This is a genomic window from Mesorhizobium sp. M1406, from assembly GCF_040317555.1.
Lineage (GTDB): Bacteria > Pseudomonadota > Alphaproteobacteria > Rhizobiales > Rhizobiaceae > Mesorhizobium.
This window is the reverse complement of the sequence record NZ_JAMYKW010000007.1, coordinates 18,209-32,393: the sequence shown is the minus strand read 5'-3', so window position 1 is coordinate 32,393 and position 14,185 is coordinate 18,209. Positions and strand designations below refer to the sequence as shown.

General features: G+C 64.1%; 14 protein-coding genes and 1 pseudogene. 8 read left to right on the top strand and 7 right to left on the bottom strand.

Features of this window, described 5'->3' with window-relative positions:
* Nucleotides 1–8 precede the first annotated feature (8 nt).
* The 8 genes and pseudogenes from NKH03_RS08965 (at nucleotide 9) to NKH03_RS08930 (ending at nucleotide 8,252) form a co-directional block, all read left to right on the top strand.
* Entirely contained in the window at nucleotides 9–800 is a 792-nt protein-coding gene (locus NKH03_RS08965; RefSeq protein WP_352867342.1) for a FadR/GntR family transcriptional regulator, read from the top strand.
* A pseudogene (locus NKH03_RS08960) lies at nucleotides 797–2,510 on the top strand (IlvD/Edd family dehydratase). Before NKH03_RS08965 ends, NKH03_RS08960 begins: the two are co-directional and overlap by 4 nt.
* Nucleotides 2,511–2,521: 11 nt before the next feature.
* Nucleotides 2,522–3,298 carry an SDR family NAD(P)-dependent oxidoreductase gene (locus tag NKH03_RS08955; protein ID WP_352875633.1) on the top strand — a complete coding sequence of 259 codons (777 nt, stop codon included), beginning with the start codon at nucleotides 2,522–2,524 and terminating at the stop codon, nucleotides 3,296–3,298.
* A 32-nt stretch (nucleotides 3,299–3,330) separates the two neighbouring features.
* Nucleotides 3,331–4,329 carry an AraD1 family protein gene (araD1, locus tag NKH03_RS08950; protein ID WP_352968107.1) on the top strand — a complete coding sequence of 333 codons (999 nt, stop codon included), beginning with the start codon at nucleotides 3,331–3,333 and terminating at the stop codon, nucleotides 4,327–4,329.
* A 52-nt stretch (nucleotides 4,330–4,381) separates the two neighbouring features.
* Complete coding sequence (locus NKH03_RS08945) at nucleotides 4,382–5,407, top strand: ABC transporter substrate-binding protein (RefSeq protein WP_352968105.1); 1,026 nt, start codon at nucleotides 4,382–4,384, stop codon at nucleotides 5,405–5,407.
* A 75-nt stretch (nucleotides 5,408–5,482) separates the two neighbouring features.
* Nucleotides 5,483–6,586: an ABC transporter ATP-binding protein gene (locus NKH03_RS08940; protein ID WP_352968104.1), complete on the top strand. Its 1,104-nt coding sequence runs from the start codon at nucleotides 5,483–5,485 to the stop codon at nucleotides 6,584–6,586.
* Nucleotides 6,583–7,455 carry an ABC transporter permease gene (locus NKH03_RS08935; RefSeq protein ID WP_352875639.1) on the top strand — a complete coding sequence of 291 codons (873 nt, stop codon included), beginning with the start codon at nucleotides 6,583–6,585 and terminating at the stop codon, nucleotides 7,453–7,455. The genes NKH03_RS08940 and NKH03_RS08935 overlap by 4 nt, the downstream gene beginning before the upstream one ends.
* Nucleotides 7,452–8,252 (top strand): ABC transporter permease, encoded by an 801-nt coding sequence (locus NKH03_RS08930; protein ID WP_352875640.1) that lies wholly within the window; start codon nucleotides 7,452–7,454, stop codon nucleotides 8,250–8,252. Before NKH03_RS08935 ends, NKH03_RS08930 begins: the two co-directional genes overlap by 4 nt.
* 15 nt (nucleotides 8,253–8,267) lie before the next feature.
* Here the strand turns inward: NKH03_RS08930 and NKH03_RS08925 are convergent, their stop codons facing one another.
* The 7 genes from NKH03_RS08925 to NKH03_RS08895 form a co-directional block, all read right to left on the bottom strand.
* Nucleotides 8,268–9,671: an FAD-binding oxidoreductase gene (locus tag NKH03_RS08925; protein WP_352968103.1), complete on the bottom strand. Its 1,404-nt coding sequence runs from the start codon at nucleotides 9,669–9,671 to the stop codon at nucleotides 8,268–8,270.
* A 146-nt stretch (nucleotides 9,672–9,817) separates the two neighbouring features.
* Nucleotides 9,818–11,077 carry an ABC transporter substrate-binding protein gene (locus NKH03_RS08920; protein WP_352968102.1) on the bottom strand — a complete coding sequence of 420 codons (1,260 nt, stop codon included), beginning with the start codon at nucleotides 11,075–11,077 and terminating at the stop codon, nucleotides 9,818–9,820.
* Between the two features lie 49 nt (nucleotides 11,078–11,126).
* Complete coding sequence (locus NKH03_RS08915; RefSeq protein ID WP_352968101.1) at nucleotides 11,127–11,555, bottom strand: DUF4440 domain-containing protein; 429 nt, start codon at nucleotides 11,553–11,555, stop codon at nucleotides 11,127–11,129.
* A complete protein-coding gene (locus NKH03_RS08910) occupies nucleotides 11,552–12,607 on the bottom strand; it encodes an aldo/keto reductase (protein WP_352968100.1) in 1,056 nt (351 codons plus the stop codon). Before NKH03_RS08910 ends, NKH03_RS08915 begins: the two co-directional genes overlap by 4 nt.
* The gene (locus tag NKH03_RS08905; RefSeq protein WP_352968099.1) at nucleotides 12,604–12,957 is read right to left on the bottom strand and encodes a TIGR04076 family protein; all 354 of its coding nucleotides are present in this window, start codon (nucleotides 12,955–12,957) and stop codon (nucleotides 12,604–12,606) included. Before NKH03_RS08905 ends, NKH03_RS08910 begins: the two co-directional genes overlap by 4 nt.
* A gap of 1 nt (nucleotide 12,958) precedes the next feature.
* The gene (locus NKH03_RS08900) at nucleotides 12,959–13,441 is read right to left on the bottom strand and encodes a DUF3830 family protein (protein WP_352968098.1); all 483 of its coding nucleotides are present in this window, start codon (nucleotides 13,439–13,441) and stop codon (nucleotides 12,959–12,961) included.
* Entirely contained in the window at nucleotides 13,438–14,172 is a 735-nt protein-coding gene (locus tag NKH03_RS08895) for a GntR family transcriptional regulator (protein WP_352968097.1), read from the bottom strand. The genes NKH03_RS08900 and NKH03_RS08895 overlap by 4 nt, the downstream gene beginning before the upstream one ends.
* Between the last annotated feature and the right edge of the window lie 13 nt (nucleotides 14,173–14,185).

Here is a 14,185-nt window from a genome sequence, read left to right as displayed (position 1 = left end):
TGAATAGTATGAAGAATAAAAAGTCTTTCAGCACGGCGCGCACGTCAAGGGTCACGGTGGCGGTTTCCAGCGGCTCGACGGCACTGCATGCGACGGTCGTCGAGCAGATCGGATTGCGCATCGTGCAAGGCGATTTCCTGCCCGGTGAGGCACTGCCCAATGCCGACGATTCCAGCGAGATGCTGGGCGTCAGCCGCACGGTGCTGCGCGAGGCGATCAAGGTTCTGGCCGGCAAGGGGCTGGTCGAATCGCGGCCGAAGACCGGTACAAGGGTGCGTCCCCGCTCCGACTGGAATTTCCTCGATCCGGACGTCCTGTCGTGGCGCTATGCCAGCGGTGTCAGCGCCGAGGATGTCCGGGCGCTGTTCGAACTGCGCCGTGCCATCGAGCCGATGTCGGCCGCGCTCGCCGCCAAGCGCGCCACACCGGCGCAGATTGCCGAGATCAATGCCGCGCTGGCCGAGATGGAAGCCGTTGTCGACGATGGCGACCGCTTCGCCAAGCCCGACCTTTTGTTCCACCAGACCATCCTGCGCATGACCGGCAACGAGCTGATCGGCTCGCTGGCCGCACTTGTCGAAACCGCGCTGGTGATGAGCTTTCGCCTCTCCAACGACAATCCGGAAGGGCAGCGTCATTCTTTACCGCTGCATCGGGAAGTGGCCGAAAAGATTGCATCCGGCGACGCGGCAGGCGCGCAAAAAGCGCTGCTGGTGCTCATCGACAATGCCGAGGAAGACGTGCGCCGCAGTGTCGAGAACCGCAACAAGCGCCGCCAGGATCGGGAACAGACATCGTGACCGAGACAAAACGCAAGCTGCGATCCGAGGCCTGGTTCGGCGGCGAAGGCAAGAACGCCTTCATGCACCGCAGCTGGATGAAGAACCAGGGCATCCCCGCCGACGCTTTCGACGGCCGCCCGGTGATCGGCATCTGCAACACCTGGTCGGAATTGACCCCGTGCAATGCGCATCTGCGGGCGCTCGCCGATCACGTCAAGCGCGGCGTCTATGAAGCCGGCGGCCTGCCGCTCGAATTCCCGGTGATGTCGCTGGGCGAGAGCAACATGCGCCCCACCGCCATGCTGTTTCGCAATCTGGTCAGCATGGATGTCGAAGAGTCCATCCGCGGCAATCCGATCGACGGCGTCATCCTGCTTGTCGGTTGCGACAAGACCACGCCGGCGCTGCTGATGGGAGCCGCGTCGTGCAATCTGCCGACCATCGCTGTTTCCGGCGGACCGATGCTCAACGGCAAGTTCCGAGGACAGGATATCGGCTCGGGCACCCATGTCTGGAAATTCGCCGAGGAAGTGAAGGCCGGCCGCATGCCGGTCGCCGACTTCCTCGCCGCTGAGCAGGGCCAGAGCCGGTCGGCGGGCAGTTGCATGACGATGGGCACGGCTTCGACCATGGCCAGCATGGTCGAGGCACTGGGCATCGGCATGCCGGACAATGCCGCGATCCCGGCTGTGGATTCACGCCGTGGCGTGCTCGCGCAGATGGCCGGACGCCAGATCGTCGATCTCGTCCGCAGGGACGTGACGATCGCGCGGATCCTTACCAAAGAGGCGTTCGAGAACGCCATTCGCGTCAATGGCGCGATCGGCGGCTCGACCAACGCGGTGCTGCATCTGATCGCCATCGCCAACCGGGTCGGTGTCGATCTCAGCCTCGATGACTGGGACCGCCTTGGCCGCGACGTTCCAACCATTGTCGACCTGATGCCGTCGGGCCGGTTCCTGATGGAAGATTTCTACTACGCCGGGGGGCTAGCCGCGGTCATGGCGTCGCTTGATGAAGTGGGGCTTCTTCATCGCGACGCCATGACCGTCAGCGCCAAGACCATCGGTGAATTGATCGACGGCGCGCCCAACTACAACAGCGAGGTGATCCGACCGCTGAGCCAGCCGCTGACCAAGGAGGGCGGCATCTCCATCCTGCGCGGCAATTTGGCGCCTGACGGGGCGGTCATCAAGCCGTCCGCGGCAACGCCGGAGCTGATGCAGCATCGCGGCAAGGCGGTGGTGTTCGAGAACATCGAACACTACTACGCGCGCATCGACGATCCGGAGCTGGATATCGACGCCTCCTCGGTGATGGTGCTGAAGAACTGCGGGCCGCGCGGCTATCCCGGAATGGCCGAGGTCGGCAACATGCCGCTGCCTGCGAAACTGCTGAAGCAAGGCATCTCCGACATGGTTCGCATTTCGGACGCGCGGATGAGCGGCACCGCCTACGGCACCGTGGTTCTGCATGTGGCACCGGAAGCAGCCGCGGGTGGCGCGCTGGCGCTGGTGCGCGACGGTGACCTTATCGAGCTCGATGTCGCCGGCCGCCGGCTGGAGCTTTTGGTATCGGATGAGGAGCTGGCAATCCGCCGGCGTGACTGGAAGCCGCCGGCGCCGCCGCAAGGCGGCTATCAGAGCCTTTATGTCGAGCGCGTTCTGCAGGCCTTTCGACTTTCTCGTCGGCAGGCGCGATGCCGGCATTCCTCGGCATTCGCACTAGAGAGGCGCGCGATGACGGATGAAATCGGCTACGCGATCTATCCAAGCCTCAAGGGCCGCAGCGTCTTCATTACCGGTGGCGGCAGCGGCATCGGCGAAAGCCTGGTGCGCCATTTCTGCGCGCAAGGCAGCCGTGTCGCCTTCGTCGACATGGCCGAGGAGCCTTCACGGCGTCTGGTCGATGCGATCGCGGCCGAGGGACATGCCGCACCGCTGTTCATTCCCTGCGACCTGCGCAACGTCGAAGAGTTGCAGACGGCAACCGTGCAGGCGATGCGGCACAATGGCCCCATCCAGGCCCTGTGCAACAATGCCGGCAATGACGACCGCCACCAGACCAAGGATGTGACGGTTGCCTATTGGGACGACCGCATGGCGGTCAATCTGCGCCACCAGTTCTTCGCGGCGCAGGCGGTGCGTCCGCAGATGAGCACGCTGGGCGGCGGCTCGATCATCAATTTCGGCTCCATCACCTGGATGGTCGGCGATCCGGATTGCCCAGCCTATGTCACCGCGAAAGCCGCTGTTTACGGAATGACGCGGGCGCTGGCCCGCGAACTCGGCCCCGAACGCATCCGCGTCAACTGCATGGTGCCGGGCTGGGTGATGACCGAGCGCCAGATGCGCCTGTGGCTGAACCCGGCCGGCGAACGCCAGATCGCGGAGAGGCAGTGCCTGCCCGACCGGCTGCAACCCTCCGATATAGCGCGCATGGCGCTGTTCCTCGCCGCCGACGACAGCCGCATGTGCACGAGCCAGCAGTTCATCGTCGATGCGGGCTGGGTGTGACCCGTACGGCTTCAAAGGAAGAAGGTTAGTTCATGCGTCTTGTTCAGTTCAGAATGGCCGACGGCAGCAGACGGGTTGGCCGTGTCTCCGATGACGGCAATCATCTGCACCCGCTCGAAAAGACCAGCACCGTGCTGGAACTTGCCGAAGCGGCGATCGCCCAGGGCACGTCGATCGCAGCGCTGGTCGAGAAGCGGACCGGCAGCGCGACGATCGACTACGACCAGCTGTTGCGCGATGGCCGCGTGCTGGCCCCGGTCGACCATCCGGAACCGGCGCGCTTCCTGGTCACCGGCACGGGCCTGACCCATACCGGAAGTGCCGCCGCACGCGACAAGATGCATGTGCTGACCCATGGCGAGGATGCCGAGGAATCGGATTCGCTAAAGATCTTCCGCATGGGTCTGGAGGGCGGCAAGCCCGCCGCCGGGCAGATCGGAATCCAGCCCGAATGGTTCTTCAAGGGCGTCGGCACCTGTGTCGTGCCGCCAGGTGCGCCGCTGCCGATGCCGGCATTCGCGCTCGCCGGGGCCGAAGAAGCCGAGATCGTCGGCCTCTATCTCAATGGGCCGGATGGCCGCCCCCACCGCATCGGCTATGCGCTCGGAAACGAATATTCCGACCATGTGACGGAGGCCGAGAATTACCTCTATCTCGCCCATTCCAAGCTGCGCTCCTGCTCGATCGGGCCGGAGCTGCTGATCGGCGGCCTGCCCGACGAAGTGCGCGGCCATTCGCGCATCCTGCGCGACGGCACCGTTATCTGGGAGCAGGAGTTCCTGTCGGGCGAGGCGCACATGTCGCACTCGATCGCCAATCTAGAACACTTCCATTTCCGCTACCCGATGCACCGCAGGGCGGGCGACCTGCATGCCTATTTCTTCGGCGCGGCGGTAATGAGCTACGCCTCCGGCGTCAAGACGGCTTCCGGCGACGAATATGAAATCCAGGCACAGACATTCGGCAAGCCACTGCGCAACCGGATGGTGTCGGTGCCGGACGAGGGACTGGTCGCGGTCACCCAGCTGTGACGGCAAAAGTCCGGAAACTGCGGTCCACCAGAATGACAATGGGAGATTGAAAATGGGACTGAAAAAACTGTTTCTAAGAATGGCAACGATCGGGCTCGGCATCGGCCTGATGACATCGGCGGCGCTCGCCGCGAACCTGCGGGTTCTGGCCTGGGACGGCTACGCCGACGCCGACTGGGTCAAGGACTTCACCGCTGCGACCGGCATCGGCGTCGATGTCGTCTTCATCGGCAGCGACGACGAGATCTGGGCCAAGATCAAGGGCAGCGAAGGCCAGGACTTCGATGTTTTCGCGGTCAACACCGCCCAGCTGCAGCGCTATATCAAGGCCGACCTGGTGTCGCCGATCGACGTCACCAAGCTCGCCAACCAGAAAGAGGTGCTGCCGCGCTTCCGTGATCTGACCGCGGTGAGCGGCGTCACCAAGGACGGCAAGGTCTACGGCATTCCGTTCTGCTTCGACTCCATCGGCCTGATCTACGACACCGACAAGGTCAAGCCGGCGCCGGCCTCGATGTCGGTCCTGTGGGGCCCGGCATACAAGGGCAAGGTTCTGGCCTACGACAATGGCGAGCACAATTTCTCGTTCACCGCACTGACGCTCGGCTACAAGGATCCGTTCAACCTCAACGAAGAGCAGATGGCGGCGGTCAAGGCCAAGCTGGTCGAACTGAAGCGCAACGTGCTGAGCTTCTACACCACCGCCGACGAGGCGCAGCAGATCTACCAGAACAATGATGTGGCCCTGATCTGGGCCAATTACGGCCAGCAGCAGGTCAAGGCGCTGCAGAAGATCGGCGCTCACGTCGCCTACGTCAATCCAAGCGAGGGCGCGCTTGCCTGGCTCGACAACTGGGTCATTTCCAAGGGCGTCCGCGACAATGCGGCGGCCGAGAAATGGATCGACTTCATGCTGAGCAAGAAGGTCAGCGGCGAGCTTTCCGAGCGCACCGGCTTCGGCAACACGGTGACGGAAACCGGCAGCGCAGGCGGCAACGACAAGCTGGTCTGGCTCAACAATGTCGAGGACCCGCTCAAGCGTTCGGACATGTGGAACGAGGTCAAGGCGACGCCCTGATCTTTCCGCCCCATGCCTTCGAAGGACCCGGCGGTCCGGAGTTCCGGACCGCCGAAGCGTATGCGAGAGTATTTCATGAACCAGAACGCCGACCTGCTGACGCTGCGGTCCGTCTCGAAATCCTACGGCACGGTCCCCGTGCTGCACGACATCGACCTGTCGATCCGGGACGGTGAGTTCCTCACCGTTCTCGGGCCGTCCGGCTCCGGCAAGACAACGGTGCTGCGGCTGATCGGCGGGCTGGAGCCGCTGACATCTGGCGAGATCCGTCTGGACGGCCAGGACATCAGCCGCATGCCGATCAACCGGCGGCCGTTCAACACCGTGTTTCAGGACTACGCGCTGTTTCCGCATCTGACCGTTTCAGGCAATGTCGGCTACGGGCTTTCGGTTCGCCATATCCAGCGCAAAGAGATCGCGCGCCGTGTCGCGGAGGCGCTGGACCTGGTTCAGCTCGGGCGTTTCGCCGACCGATTTCCGGCACAGCTCTCCGGCGGCCAGCGCCAGCGCGTCGCGCTTGCCCGTGCGCTGATCTGCCAGCCGCGCCTGATCCTGCTCGACGAGCCGCTGGCGGCGCTCGACCTCGAACTGCGCCGGCAGATGCAGGTCTTCCTGAAATCCATCCAGCGCGAAATCAAGACCACCTTCCTGTTCGTCACCCATGACCAGGAAGAAGCTATCGGCATGGCCGACCGGATCTGCGTCATGGAAGCCGGCCATATCCGCCAGCTCGGCACGCCGCACGACCTCTACTACAAGCCGAATTGCGAGTTCGTCGCGCGCTTCTTCGGCGAGAACAATCTAGTGGCGGGAAAACTTGGGGCCGTCCAGGGCGAGCTGCGATCGATCGAGACGGCGCTCGGACGCCTGGTCTGCTCGATCAGCAACCAGCCGCATTTGAAGGCCGCAACGGATGGCGCCAGCGCCTACGCGGCGTTCCGTCCCGAGGCCTTACATCTTGCGGATGCAAAGGACACCGACAACCGTTTTTCCGGCACGATCTCCGACATGGCGTTTGCCGGCTCGTCGACCGTCGCCACCATCACGGCCGGCGCCGACAATGCCGCGCAACGCTTGCGGCTGCGCGTGCCGAGCCGGGTCGACGGCAGCGCGCTGAAACCTGGCGAGACGGTGTCGCTTTCGTTTGCGCCGCATGAAGGCCATCTGGTGCTGGCATGAGCGAAGCCGGCTCGACACAGCCTGCGGAAAGACGGCTGTCGCTGCTGGTGACAGTGCTGGCGTTCGCCTTGCCGGTGGCCTTCGTCCTGGTGCCGCTGGCGATCTTCCTCGGCTACAGTTTCTTCAGCGTCGACCAGGGCACGATCGTCTACGGCCTGTCGCTGGGCAACTATGTCAGGTTCTTCACCGATCCGATCTTTCTGCCGGTGTTCTGGAACACCATCGTGCTGTGCGTCTCGGTGGCCATCATCTGCATTCTGCTTGCCTATCCCGCCGCCTATTTCCTGACGACGCTGAAAGGGCGCTGGCGCTATGCCTTGCTGATGCTGCTGCTGGTGCCGTTGCTGATGAGCTACGTCATCAAGATCTATGCGATCCGCAGCATCCTCGGCCTCAACGGCTTTCTCAACAAGGCGCTGGTGGCGGTCGGCATCCTGCAGCAGCCGTCGACGCTTTTCGTGTTCAACATGAACGCCATCCTGCTGACGCTGACCCTGCTCTTGATCCCCTTTGCTATCCTGCCGATCTTCCTGTCGCTGGAGCGGATACCGCAGGTGCTGCTGCGTGCCTCCGACGATCTCGGGGCGAGCGGCTGGCAGACATTCCTGCGCATCACCTTGCCGCTCAGCCTGCCCGGCGTGGCCTCGGCGGCGAGTTTCGTCTTCGTGCTGGCGATCGGCGATTTCCTGACGCCGCAAATGGTCGGCGGGATCAGCGGCTTCACCTTCGGCCGCATTCTCTACAGCCAGTTCGGCACGGCCTATAACTGGCCGTTCGGCGCCGCACTATCGGTGGCGCTGGCGGTCGTGGTGATCGCGGCAATCCTCGTTGGCGAACGCTTCGGGCGAAATCGAGGGACTTCGGTATGACCACCCTGCCCCGGTTGTCCACCGTCCTTCTGGCCGCGATCACGACGCTGGTTGCCGTGCTGCTCTACAGCCCGCTGTTCGTCCCGATCGTGTCGTCGTTTTTCACCATTGCGCGTGGCAATGTCGACTGGTCGTCGCCGACCTTCGCGACCTATGTCGCGCTGGCCGAAAATCACGACATATTGGTCGCCTTGCGTACCACGCTGATCGTCGGTGTGTGCACCGTCATCCTCTCGGTGGTCAGCGGAACGCTGCTGGCGCTCTACTATCACGGCCGCCGCTCCGGGCGGTCGATCCTGCAGTTCATAATCTTCCTGCCGTTCCTGATGCCGCCCATCATCAGCGGTCTGGCGCTGCTGATCTTCTTCCGCGAAATCGGCCTCGAACGCTCGCTGCTGACGATCGTCATCGGGCATACGGTTTTCGTGCTGGCGATCGTCTACCGCACAGTGCTGATGCGGCTGCAGTCGATGAGCCGCACGCTGGTCGAAGCCTCCTACGATCTCGGCGCCACGGGCTGGCAGACGTTCTGGCGCATCATCCTGCCGAACCTGTCGAGCGCGATGGTCGGCGGCGCCATCCTGGCCTTCGCGCTGTCGTTCGACGAGACGATGATCACCATCCTGGTCACCGGCACCCAGAGCACATTGCCGGTCAGGCTGTGGGCGATGATGCGGCTTGGCTTCTCACCCGACATCAATGCGCTGGTGGCGCTGATCCTGATGTTCACCGTGCTGCTCTGCGTGCTTGCCGCCCGCTTTCTCATCCCCAGGCAAGTCGCGACTGAACGGACCTGAGTTACCGGGCAATCGTCATCGGGAGAAGGCGGTTGGGTTGAGGTCGAAGACCCGTCCCGGATTGAGGATGTTTCTGGGGTCGAATGCGGCCTTCAGCCGCCGCATCGTGGCGATTTCGGCGTCACTGCGGACCAGATGCAGCCACTTCTTCTTGTCGAGGCCGATACCATGTTCGGCCGAAACGCCGCCGCCGGCCGCCGCGACGCCGCGATAGACGATGTCGTATGCCGCCGCCGGATCGACCGTGCGGACCTGGTAGTGCAGATTGCCGTCGCCGAGATGGCCGAAGACATAGATGTCGGCGCCGGGGTCGACGGCATGGATGGCGGCGTCCGCCGCTTGCAGGAATGCTCCCATGTGGGCCAGCGGGATGCTGATGTCGACGCCGATCAGACCCTTGATCGAGAACAGGATGCGATTAGCGTCTTCCCGCACGTCCCACAGCGCCCGGAATTCGCGCGGCGACTGCGAGACGACCACATCGTCGATGACACCGTCCTCGACCGCCTGCATCAACACCTCGGCGAAGCGTTCGCCGTCACGTTCCGGCTCGCTGCCCTGGATCTCGGCCAGCACATAGACGGGCGAGCCAGCCGGCAGCGGCGCCAGCATGGCCATGCTGGCGACCATGACGTCATAGAGCGGTGCGAAGTTGACCTCATAGGCGGACAGCAGCGGGCCGAGCTTTTGCCGCAGCAGGCCAAGCAGCGCGATCGCCGCATCGAGCGAGGAGAGCGCGCAGAAAGCGTTGACCTCGGACGCCGGCTTGGGATGCAGCCTGAGCGCGGCGCGTGTGACGACGCCGAGCGTTCCTTCCGAGCCGATGAAGAGTTGGCCGAGGTCGTAACCGGAATTGTCCTTGGGCAGGCCCTTGAGCGAGGTCAGCACGCTTCCGTCGGCAAGCACGGCCTCCAGTCCCAGAACCTGAGCGCGGTACATGCCATAGCGCAGCACACGGATGCCGCCGGCATTGGTGGCGATGTTGCCGCCGATCGTCGCGGAGCCGCGCGCGCCGATATCGACGCCGAACATCAGCTCGGCGCCGTCGGCGGCCTCCTGCACCGCCTGCAGCGTCACGCCCGCTTCGGCAACGATGCTGGCAGCCTGCCGATCCGGAACTGCGAGGCCGGTCATGCGCTCCAGCGACAGCACCACCTCACCCGGCTGCACACGCGCGGCGCCTGCCAGGCTGGTGCGTCCGCCCTGCACCACAACCGGCTGGCCAAGATCGTTGCATGCGGCGAGTGCCGCCGCCACACCCTGGGTGTCGCGGGGGCGCAGCACCGCTTCGGGAAACGTGCCGAGCTTGCCGTCGGGATCGTCGCGATAGCGCTGATCCACATCCGGGCCGGCGAGCACGCCGCCCGTACCCAGCCGGTCGCCGAGCGCGGATAGGAGCTGTTGGATTTCAGGCGACATCGGCCGATCCTATCCATGATCGCCTGCCGGTCAACGCTCGCCCACGCAAAGCGACGTCGTCCGTATCCGTGGGTAATGCAGAACAGGACAATCGTCCGGTATCGATCATGATGAGGTCGTGATCGATACCGGAAAATAGGGTTGTCTTACTGAAGTTTCGCCTGCAGGGCGTTGACATCGTCGGTGGTCATTTCCCCGTCGGTCGTTACCTTGCCGTCGACGATCTTCCACAGCCGGAACGGGCCGGTGATGTCGCCATATTTGTCGAAGGCGACCGGGCCGATGACGCCTTCATAGCGGATCGGCTTGCCGTCCTTGATCAGGCCGAGCGCCTTGGCGAACTCTTCCTTGCCGGCAAAGATCGGCGTGCCGGCCGGGTCGACCGCCTTGTACATCGCGTCCTTGATCTTGGCCGGATCCTCCGAGCCGGCAATGCCGATGGCAAGGCCAACGATGGCGCCCGCATCATAGGAACGGTCAGCCGCCGGATTGGACGGTTCGATGCCGGAGAATTCCTTGTAGTTCTTGGTGAAATACTCCGTCGAGGCGGTCGGGCTGGTGCCGGATGACGTGCCGTAAGCTTCCTTCAGATAATCGGCGCCTACCGACTCGATGAAGTCCGGGCTGTTCATGCCGTCATTGAGCAGGAACTTCTGCACGCCGCCTTGCGAAATCCAGGTGCGGGCAACCGTTGCGCCGTCGACCGGCGTGCTGACGAGATAGAGCCCGTCGGGTTCGCCGGCCATCGCCGCCGTGACTTCCGAGGCATAGCTCGACTGCTTCTCGTTGTAAGGCGTGTCGGAGACGATGGTGCCGCCGAGCGCTTTGTAGGCACGCGAGAATTCGGCCACCATGTTGACGCCGAAATCGTTGTTGACGTGGATGACCGACAGCTTCTTGAAACCCTTGTCGATCGCGTATTTGGCGGCGGCGACGCCCTGCAGCGCATCCGAGGTGATGGTGCGGAAGAAGATGCCGTTGGTCTTGCCATCGCGGCCGAGCGCCGTCAGCGTCGGCGAGGAGGACGCGGGCGACACCTGGACGATCTTGGCGGGTGCGGTCACAGAGGTCAGGATCGGGATCGACACCGACGAGATGATGCCACCTATGATCACCGGCACTTTCTTGACCTGAACCAGCTGGGTGGCGGCGTCGACCGCGATGTTGCCCTGGCTCTGGCTGTCGCGCGTGTCGGTGACGAGATCGCAGCCGCGCACACCGCCGGCGTCGTTGATGTCGCGGAAGGCCATCTCGACCGACTTGGCGCCAGCCTGGCCGTATTCGCCGGCCGGGCCGGTCAGCTCCATGACGAGGCCGACGGTGATCTTGCAATCCGCGGCCTGTGCCGCACCCGCCATCGTCACGAGAGCAAGTGCCGTGGTGAGTTGAAGTATCGTCTTTGTCATTGTTGTTCCCCTTTCGTTACTCAACTGTATTTGATCTCTGGAGCCTGTTTCAGCGTTCCGGCACCTGCAGCCAGGTTTCATGCAGATGTCGCCATTCGACCCCGTTGGGCGCCGATGAACTGGTGGTGAAGACGGCACTCGACTGGCGGCGGCTGTGCTTGCCGCCGCGCAGCTGTGCCTCGACGTAAAGGACGACGATCGTGTCCGCGTCCTGCCAGCCGGGCCGGATGTCCTCGATCGAAATGGCAAAACCGTCGTCGCAAGAGGCGCGGCTTGAGCGGACATGGTCGACGATCGCTTCGCGATCGAGGACCTGCCCGTTCGGTGCCACCATGCTGAGGTCTTCGCCCATGGCGCGTTCGAAGCGGCCGAAGTCCACCGTGTTGGCTCGCGCGGCGACGAACCAGTCGACGAAGAAGCGATGCAGGTCGATGACCTCGGCGCTGGCGCGTGAAAACAGGGAGGGTTCGCCGCTCATTTCTTCCCCGCATTGAGGTTGTAGTGCATGATCGAGCCGTGACGGCCGTGACGGTCGCGCTCCAGCGTGTAGACGTCACCCTCGAGGCCGGTGCCTTGCGCGATGACGGCCGCAATCCGCGCCCGATCCTCGGCATCGAGCGCGACGTCCATGATTTTTGCATTGGCCAGCGCATGCGCCTGGTTGCGGGCGCCGACGATGACGGCCGCCACTTGCGGCTGCTCCAGCACCCAGGCGCTGGCGATGGTGGCGATGTCAACGCCGTGGCGGTCGCCAACGGCCTTCAGCGCCTGAAGCAGCTCCTGGAACAGGTCCCAGCCGCCGAAATCGTCGATGACCAGCTTGTATTTGACCAGCGAGCGGTTTTCGAGTGGCGTGGCGGGCTCGGCCACACCACGCCATCTGTCGCTGAGAAAGCCGCCGGCGACGGAGCCGTAGCAGAGGAAGCTGACGCCGTTCTGTTTTGCCAGTGCCGCCAGGCTGTTGCCCGGCCGCTGATCGAGCACAGAATATTGCAGTTGCTGGCTGACCAGCGGGATGCCGGCGGCGAGGATTTCGGCAAGCCGCGGCGTGTCGAAATTGGTGGTGCCGAGATTGCGCACCTTGCCTTCCAGCCGAAGCTCGTCCAGCCAGCCCATCGCCTCGACATAGCGGGGCTGGTCATAGTCCCACCAGTGGAACTGCACGAGATCGAGCCGCTCGGTCTTGAGCCGCCGCAGCGACTGGTCGACGATCCCCCTGATATAGTCGCGGCTGATGGTGGCCAGCCGTTCGAGGTCGGGCACCAGCTTGGTGTGCACCTTCATCCTGGCCGCGACGTCGAGGCCGCGCTCGCTGGCCAGCCGCAGGCGCGCCGCGCCAATGAGCTCCTCGACACCGGTGTAGATGTCTGCGCAATCATAGGTCCAGATGCCGGCATCGAAGGTGGCGATCAGATCGGCAACTGCTTGGCCGCGGTCGATGGTGCCGTGGCCGCCGGCCAGCTGCCAGCCGCCGCGGATGACGCGCGAGATGGTATAGCCGGGGCCGAGTTCGAAGGACTTGGCGATCATGTCAGGTCATCCTCCTCCGGCAGCGGCACGGCCGTGGTCTCGGCATGGCTGAACCGCCGCTTGGCCACCCTGACGATCCGGAGCCGGCTGGCGCAATTGGGATCGGGACAAGCGATCTCGGCGTCAGAGGTCATCCAGTCGTTCGCGTGGGTAGGGCGCTGCTTCGCCGCCAGCAGCGGCAGCACGGCGGCGAGCGAATAGATCGAAAACCCCTGCCCTGCCGGCATCGACAGCATCTCGCCCTTGAGCTCGAAATAGTCGCCGGCCTTGGCGCCGCAATAGATCGGTTTGCCCTCAGGAATGACCGCCTCGACGCGAAGGTCGAACAGCTCGAAACTGTCGTCGGCCATTTCAGGCCTCCACCAGGCTGAAAGTGACGTCGCAGGCGCCGTTGCGCCGGATCACCCCACATGCGGCGGCGAACTGGTCACGCTCTTCGGCACGCACTTGCGCCACCACGCTGCCGGCGAGCCAGCCGATCGGAAACAAGAGGCGCGCGCCCTGCCCGTAGTAGAGGCCGATGTCGAAGATCGCATTGGGGTTGCCGCCCCACATGCGCGGCGGCACATAGGACAACACGATGTCGCCGGGCTGCGGTGTCAGCGTGGCGTTCTCGGCCGGCAACGGCCTGGCATAGGCCTGGCCCTCGAGATCGGCCGCCGGAACCGGACAGGAGATTTCCGGCCCTGTCCACATCGCATGGATGCCAGGGACGACACGTGGCGTGCCGAGGTACGCCGAGAGGAAGGCGGCGTTCTCCGGCGCCTTCCCAGGCAGCAGGAGCGCAGTCACGGAAAGCTGCGAGCGCGGCTCGGTGATCCTGATGGAGGTCATGTCTGGTCTTTCGCGGCGACAGCCTGCAGCTTGCTGCGCAGGAAGGTGAAGGGTCGGCTGATGTCGGCGACCAGCGATTCACGCGCCGCCTGCGCATCCTGCGTGGACAGCGCCGTGACGATGCGGCGGTGATACTGGGCGGTGTCGACCTCGCCGGCTTCCGAGAAGGCGTAGATGGCGACACGGATGCAGGGGCCCGATTGCAGCCACAGACTCTCGATCATCGGGATCAGCACGGCCGAGCCGCAGGAGCGGTAGATCTCGAAGTGAAAGCTCTGGTTGAGCGTCACTTCGCGATCGACGTCCTTCTTGTGTTTCAGCGCCCGCATCTCGTCCCATTCGCCGAGAATGGTTTCGATGGTGGCGATCTGGCGCGGACCCATGCGGGCGGCTGCCAGCGCGATCGCCTCGCCCTCGATCAGGATGCGAGCGCGCAAGAGATCGTCGAGGCGCTCCAGCGTGATCGGCGGCACGCGCACCGAACGGTTGGGCAGCGCCTCCAGCGCCTTTTCCGTGATCAGCCGGCCGAGCGCCTCGCGCACCGGCATGGTCGAGGTGACCAGCGCATCGGCCAGGCCACGGATGGTCAGCACTTGGCTTGGTTCGAACAGGCCGCCAATCAGGGCACGGCGCAGTTCGGAATAGACACGATCCTGCACCGTTTCGCGACCGACCGGCGCCAGTTGAGCCGCGATAGCCTCGTTGCTCTTTTCGGTGGCAGCCTTTTGCATGGAATTCCGTTCT

What these genes read in the sequence shown, in the direction of transcription:
- NKH03_RS08925 (WP_352968103.1), bottom strand. Translation starts at nt 9,671, where the DNA reads ATGTCGCCTGAAATCCAACAGCTCCTATCCGCGCTCGGCGACCGGCTG.
- NKH03_RS08935 (WP_352875639.1), top strand. Translation starts at nt 6,583, where the DNA reads ATGAGCGAAGCCGGCTCGACACAGCCTGCGGAAAGACGGCTGTCGCTG.
- NKH03_RS08920 (WP_352968102.1), bottom strand. Translation starts at nt 11,077, where the DNA reads ATGACAAAGACGATACTTCAACTCACCACGGCACTTGCTCTCGTGACG.
- NKH03_RS08940 (WP_352968104.1), top strand. Translation starts at nt 5,483, where the DNA reads ATGAACCAGAACGCCGACCTGCTGACGCTGCGGTCCGTCTCGAAATCC.
- NKH03_RS08915 (WP_352968101.1), bottom strand. Translation starts at nt 11,555, where the DNA reads ATGAGCGGCGAACCCTCCCTGTTTTCACGCGCCAGCGCCGAGGTCATC.
- NKH03_RS08945 (WP_352968105.1), top strand. Translation starts at nt 4,382, where the DNA reads ATGGGACTGAAAAAACTGTTTCTAAGAATGGCAACGATCGGGCTCGGC.
- NKH03_RS08965 (WP_352867342.1), top strand. Translation starts at nt 9, where the DNA reads ATGAAGAATAAAAAGTCTTTCAGCACGGCGCGCACGTCAAGGGTCACG.
- NKH03_RS08905 (WP_352968099.1), bottom strand. Translation starts at nt 12,957, where the DNA reads ATGGCCGACGACAGTTTCGAGCTGTTCGACCTTCGCGTCGAGGCGGTC.
- araD1 (WP_352968107.1), top strand. Translation starts at nt 3,331, where the DNA reads ATGCGTCTTGTTCAGTTCAGAATGGCCGACGGCAGCAGACGGGTTGGC.
- NKH03_RS08955 (WP_352875633.1), top strand. Translation starts at nt 2,522, where the DNA reads ATGACGGATGAAATCGGCTACGCGATCTATCCAAGCCTCAAGGGCCGC.
- NKH03_RS08910 (WP_352968100.1), bottom strand. Translation starts at nt 12,607, where the DNA reads ATGATCGCCAAGTCCTTCGAACTCGGCCCCGGCTATACCATCTCGCGC.
- NKH03_RS08900 (WP_352968098.1), bottom strand. Translation starts at nt 13,441, where the DNA reads ATGACCTCCATCAGGATCACCGAGCCGCGCTCGCAGCTTTCCGTGACT.
- NKH03_RS08930 (WP_352875640.1), top strand. Translation starts at nt 7,452, where the DNA reads ATGACCACCCTGCCCCGGTTGTCCACCGTCCTTCTGGCCGCGATCACG.
- NKH03_RS08895 (WP_352968097.1), bottom strand. Translation starts at nt 14,172, where the DNA reads ATGCAAAAGGCTGCCACCGAAAAGAGCAACGAGGCTATCGCGGCTCAA.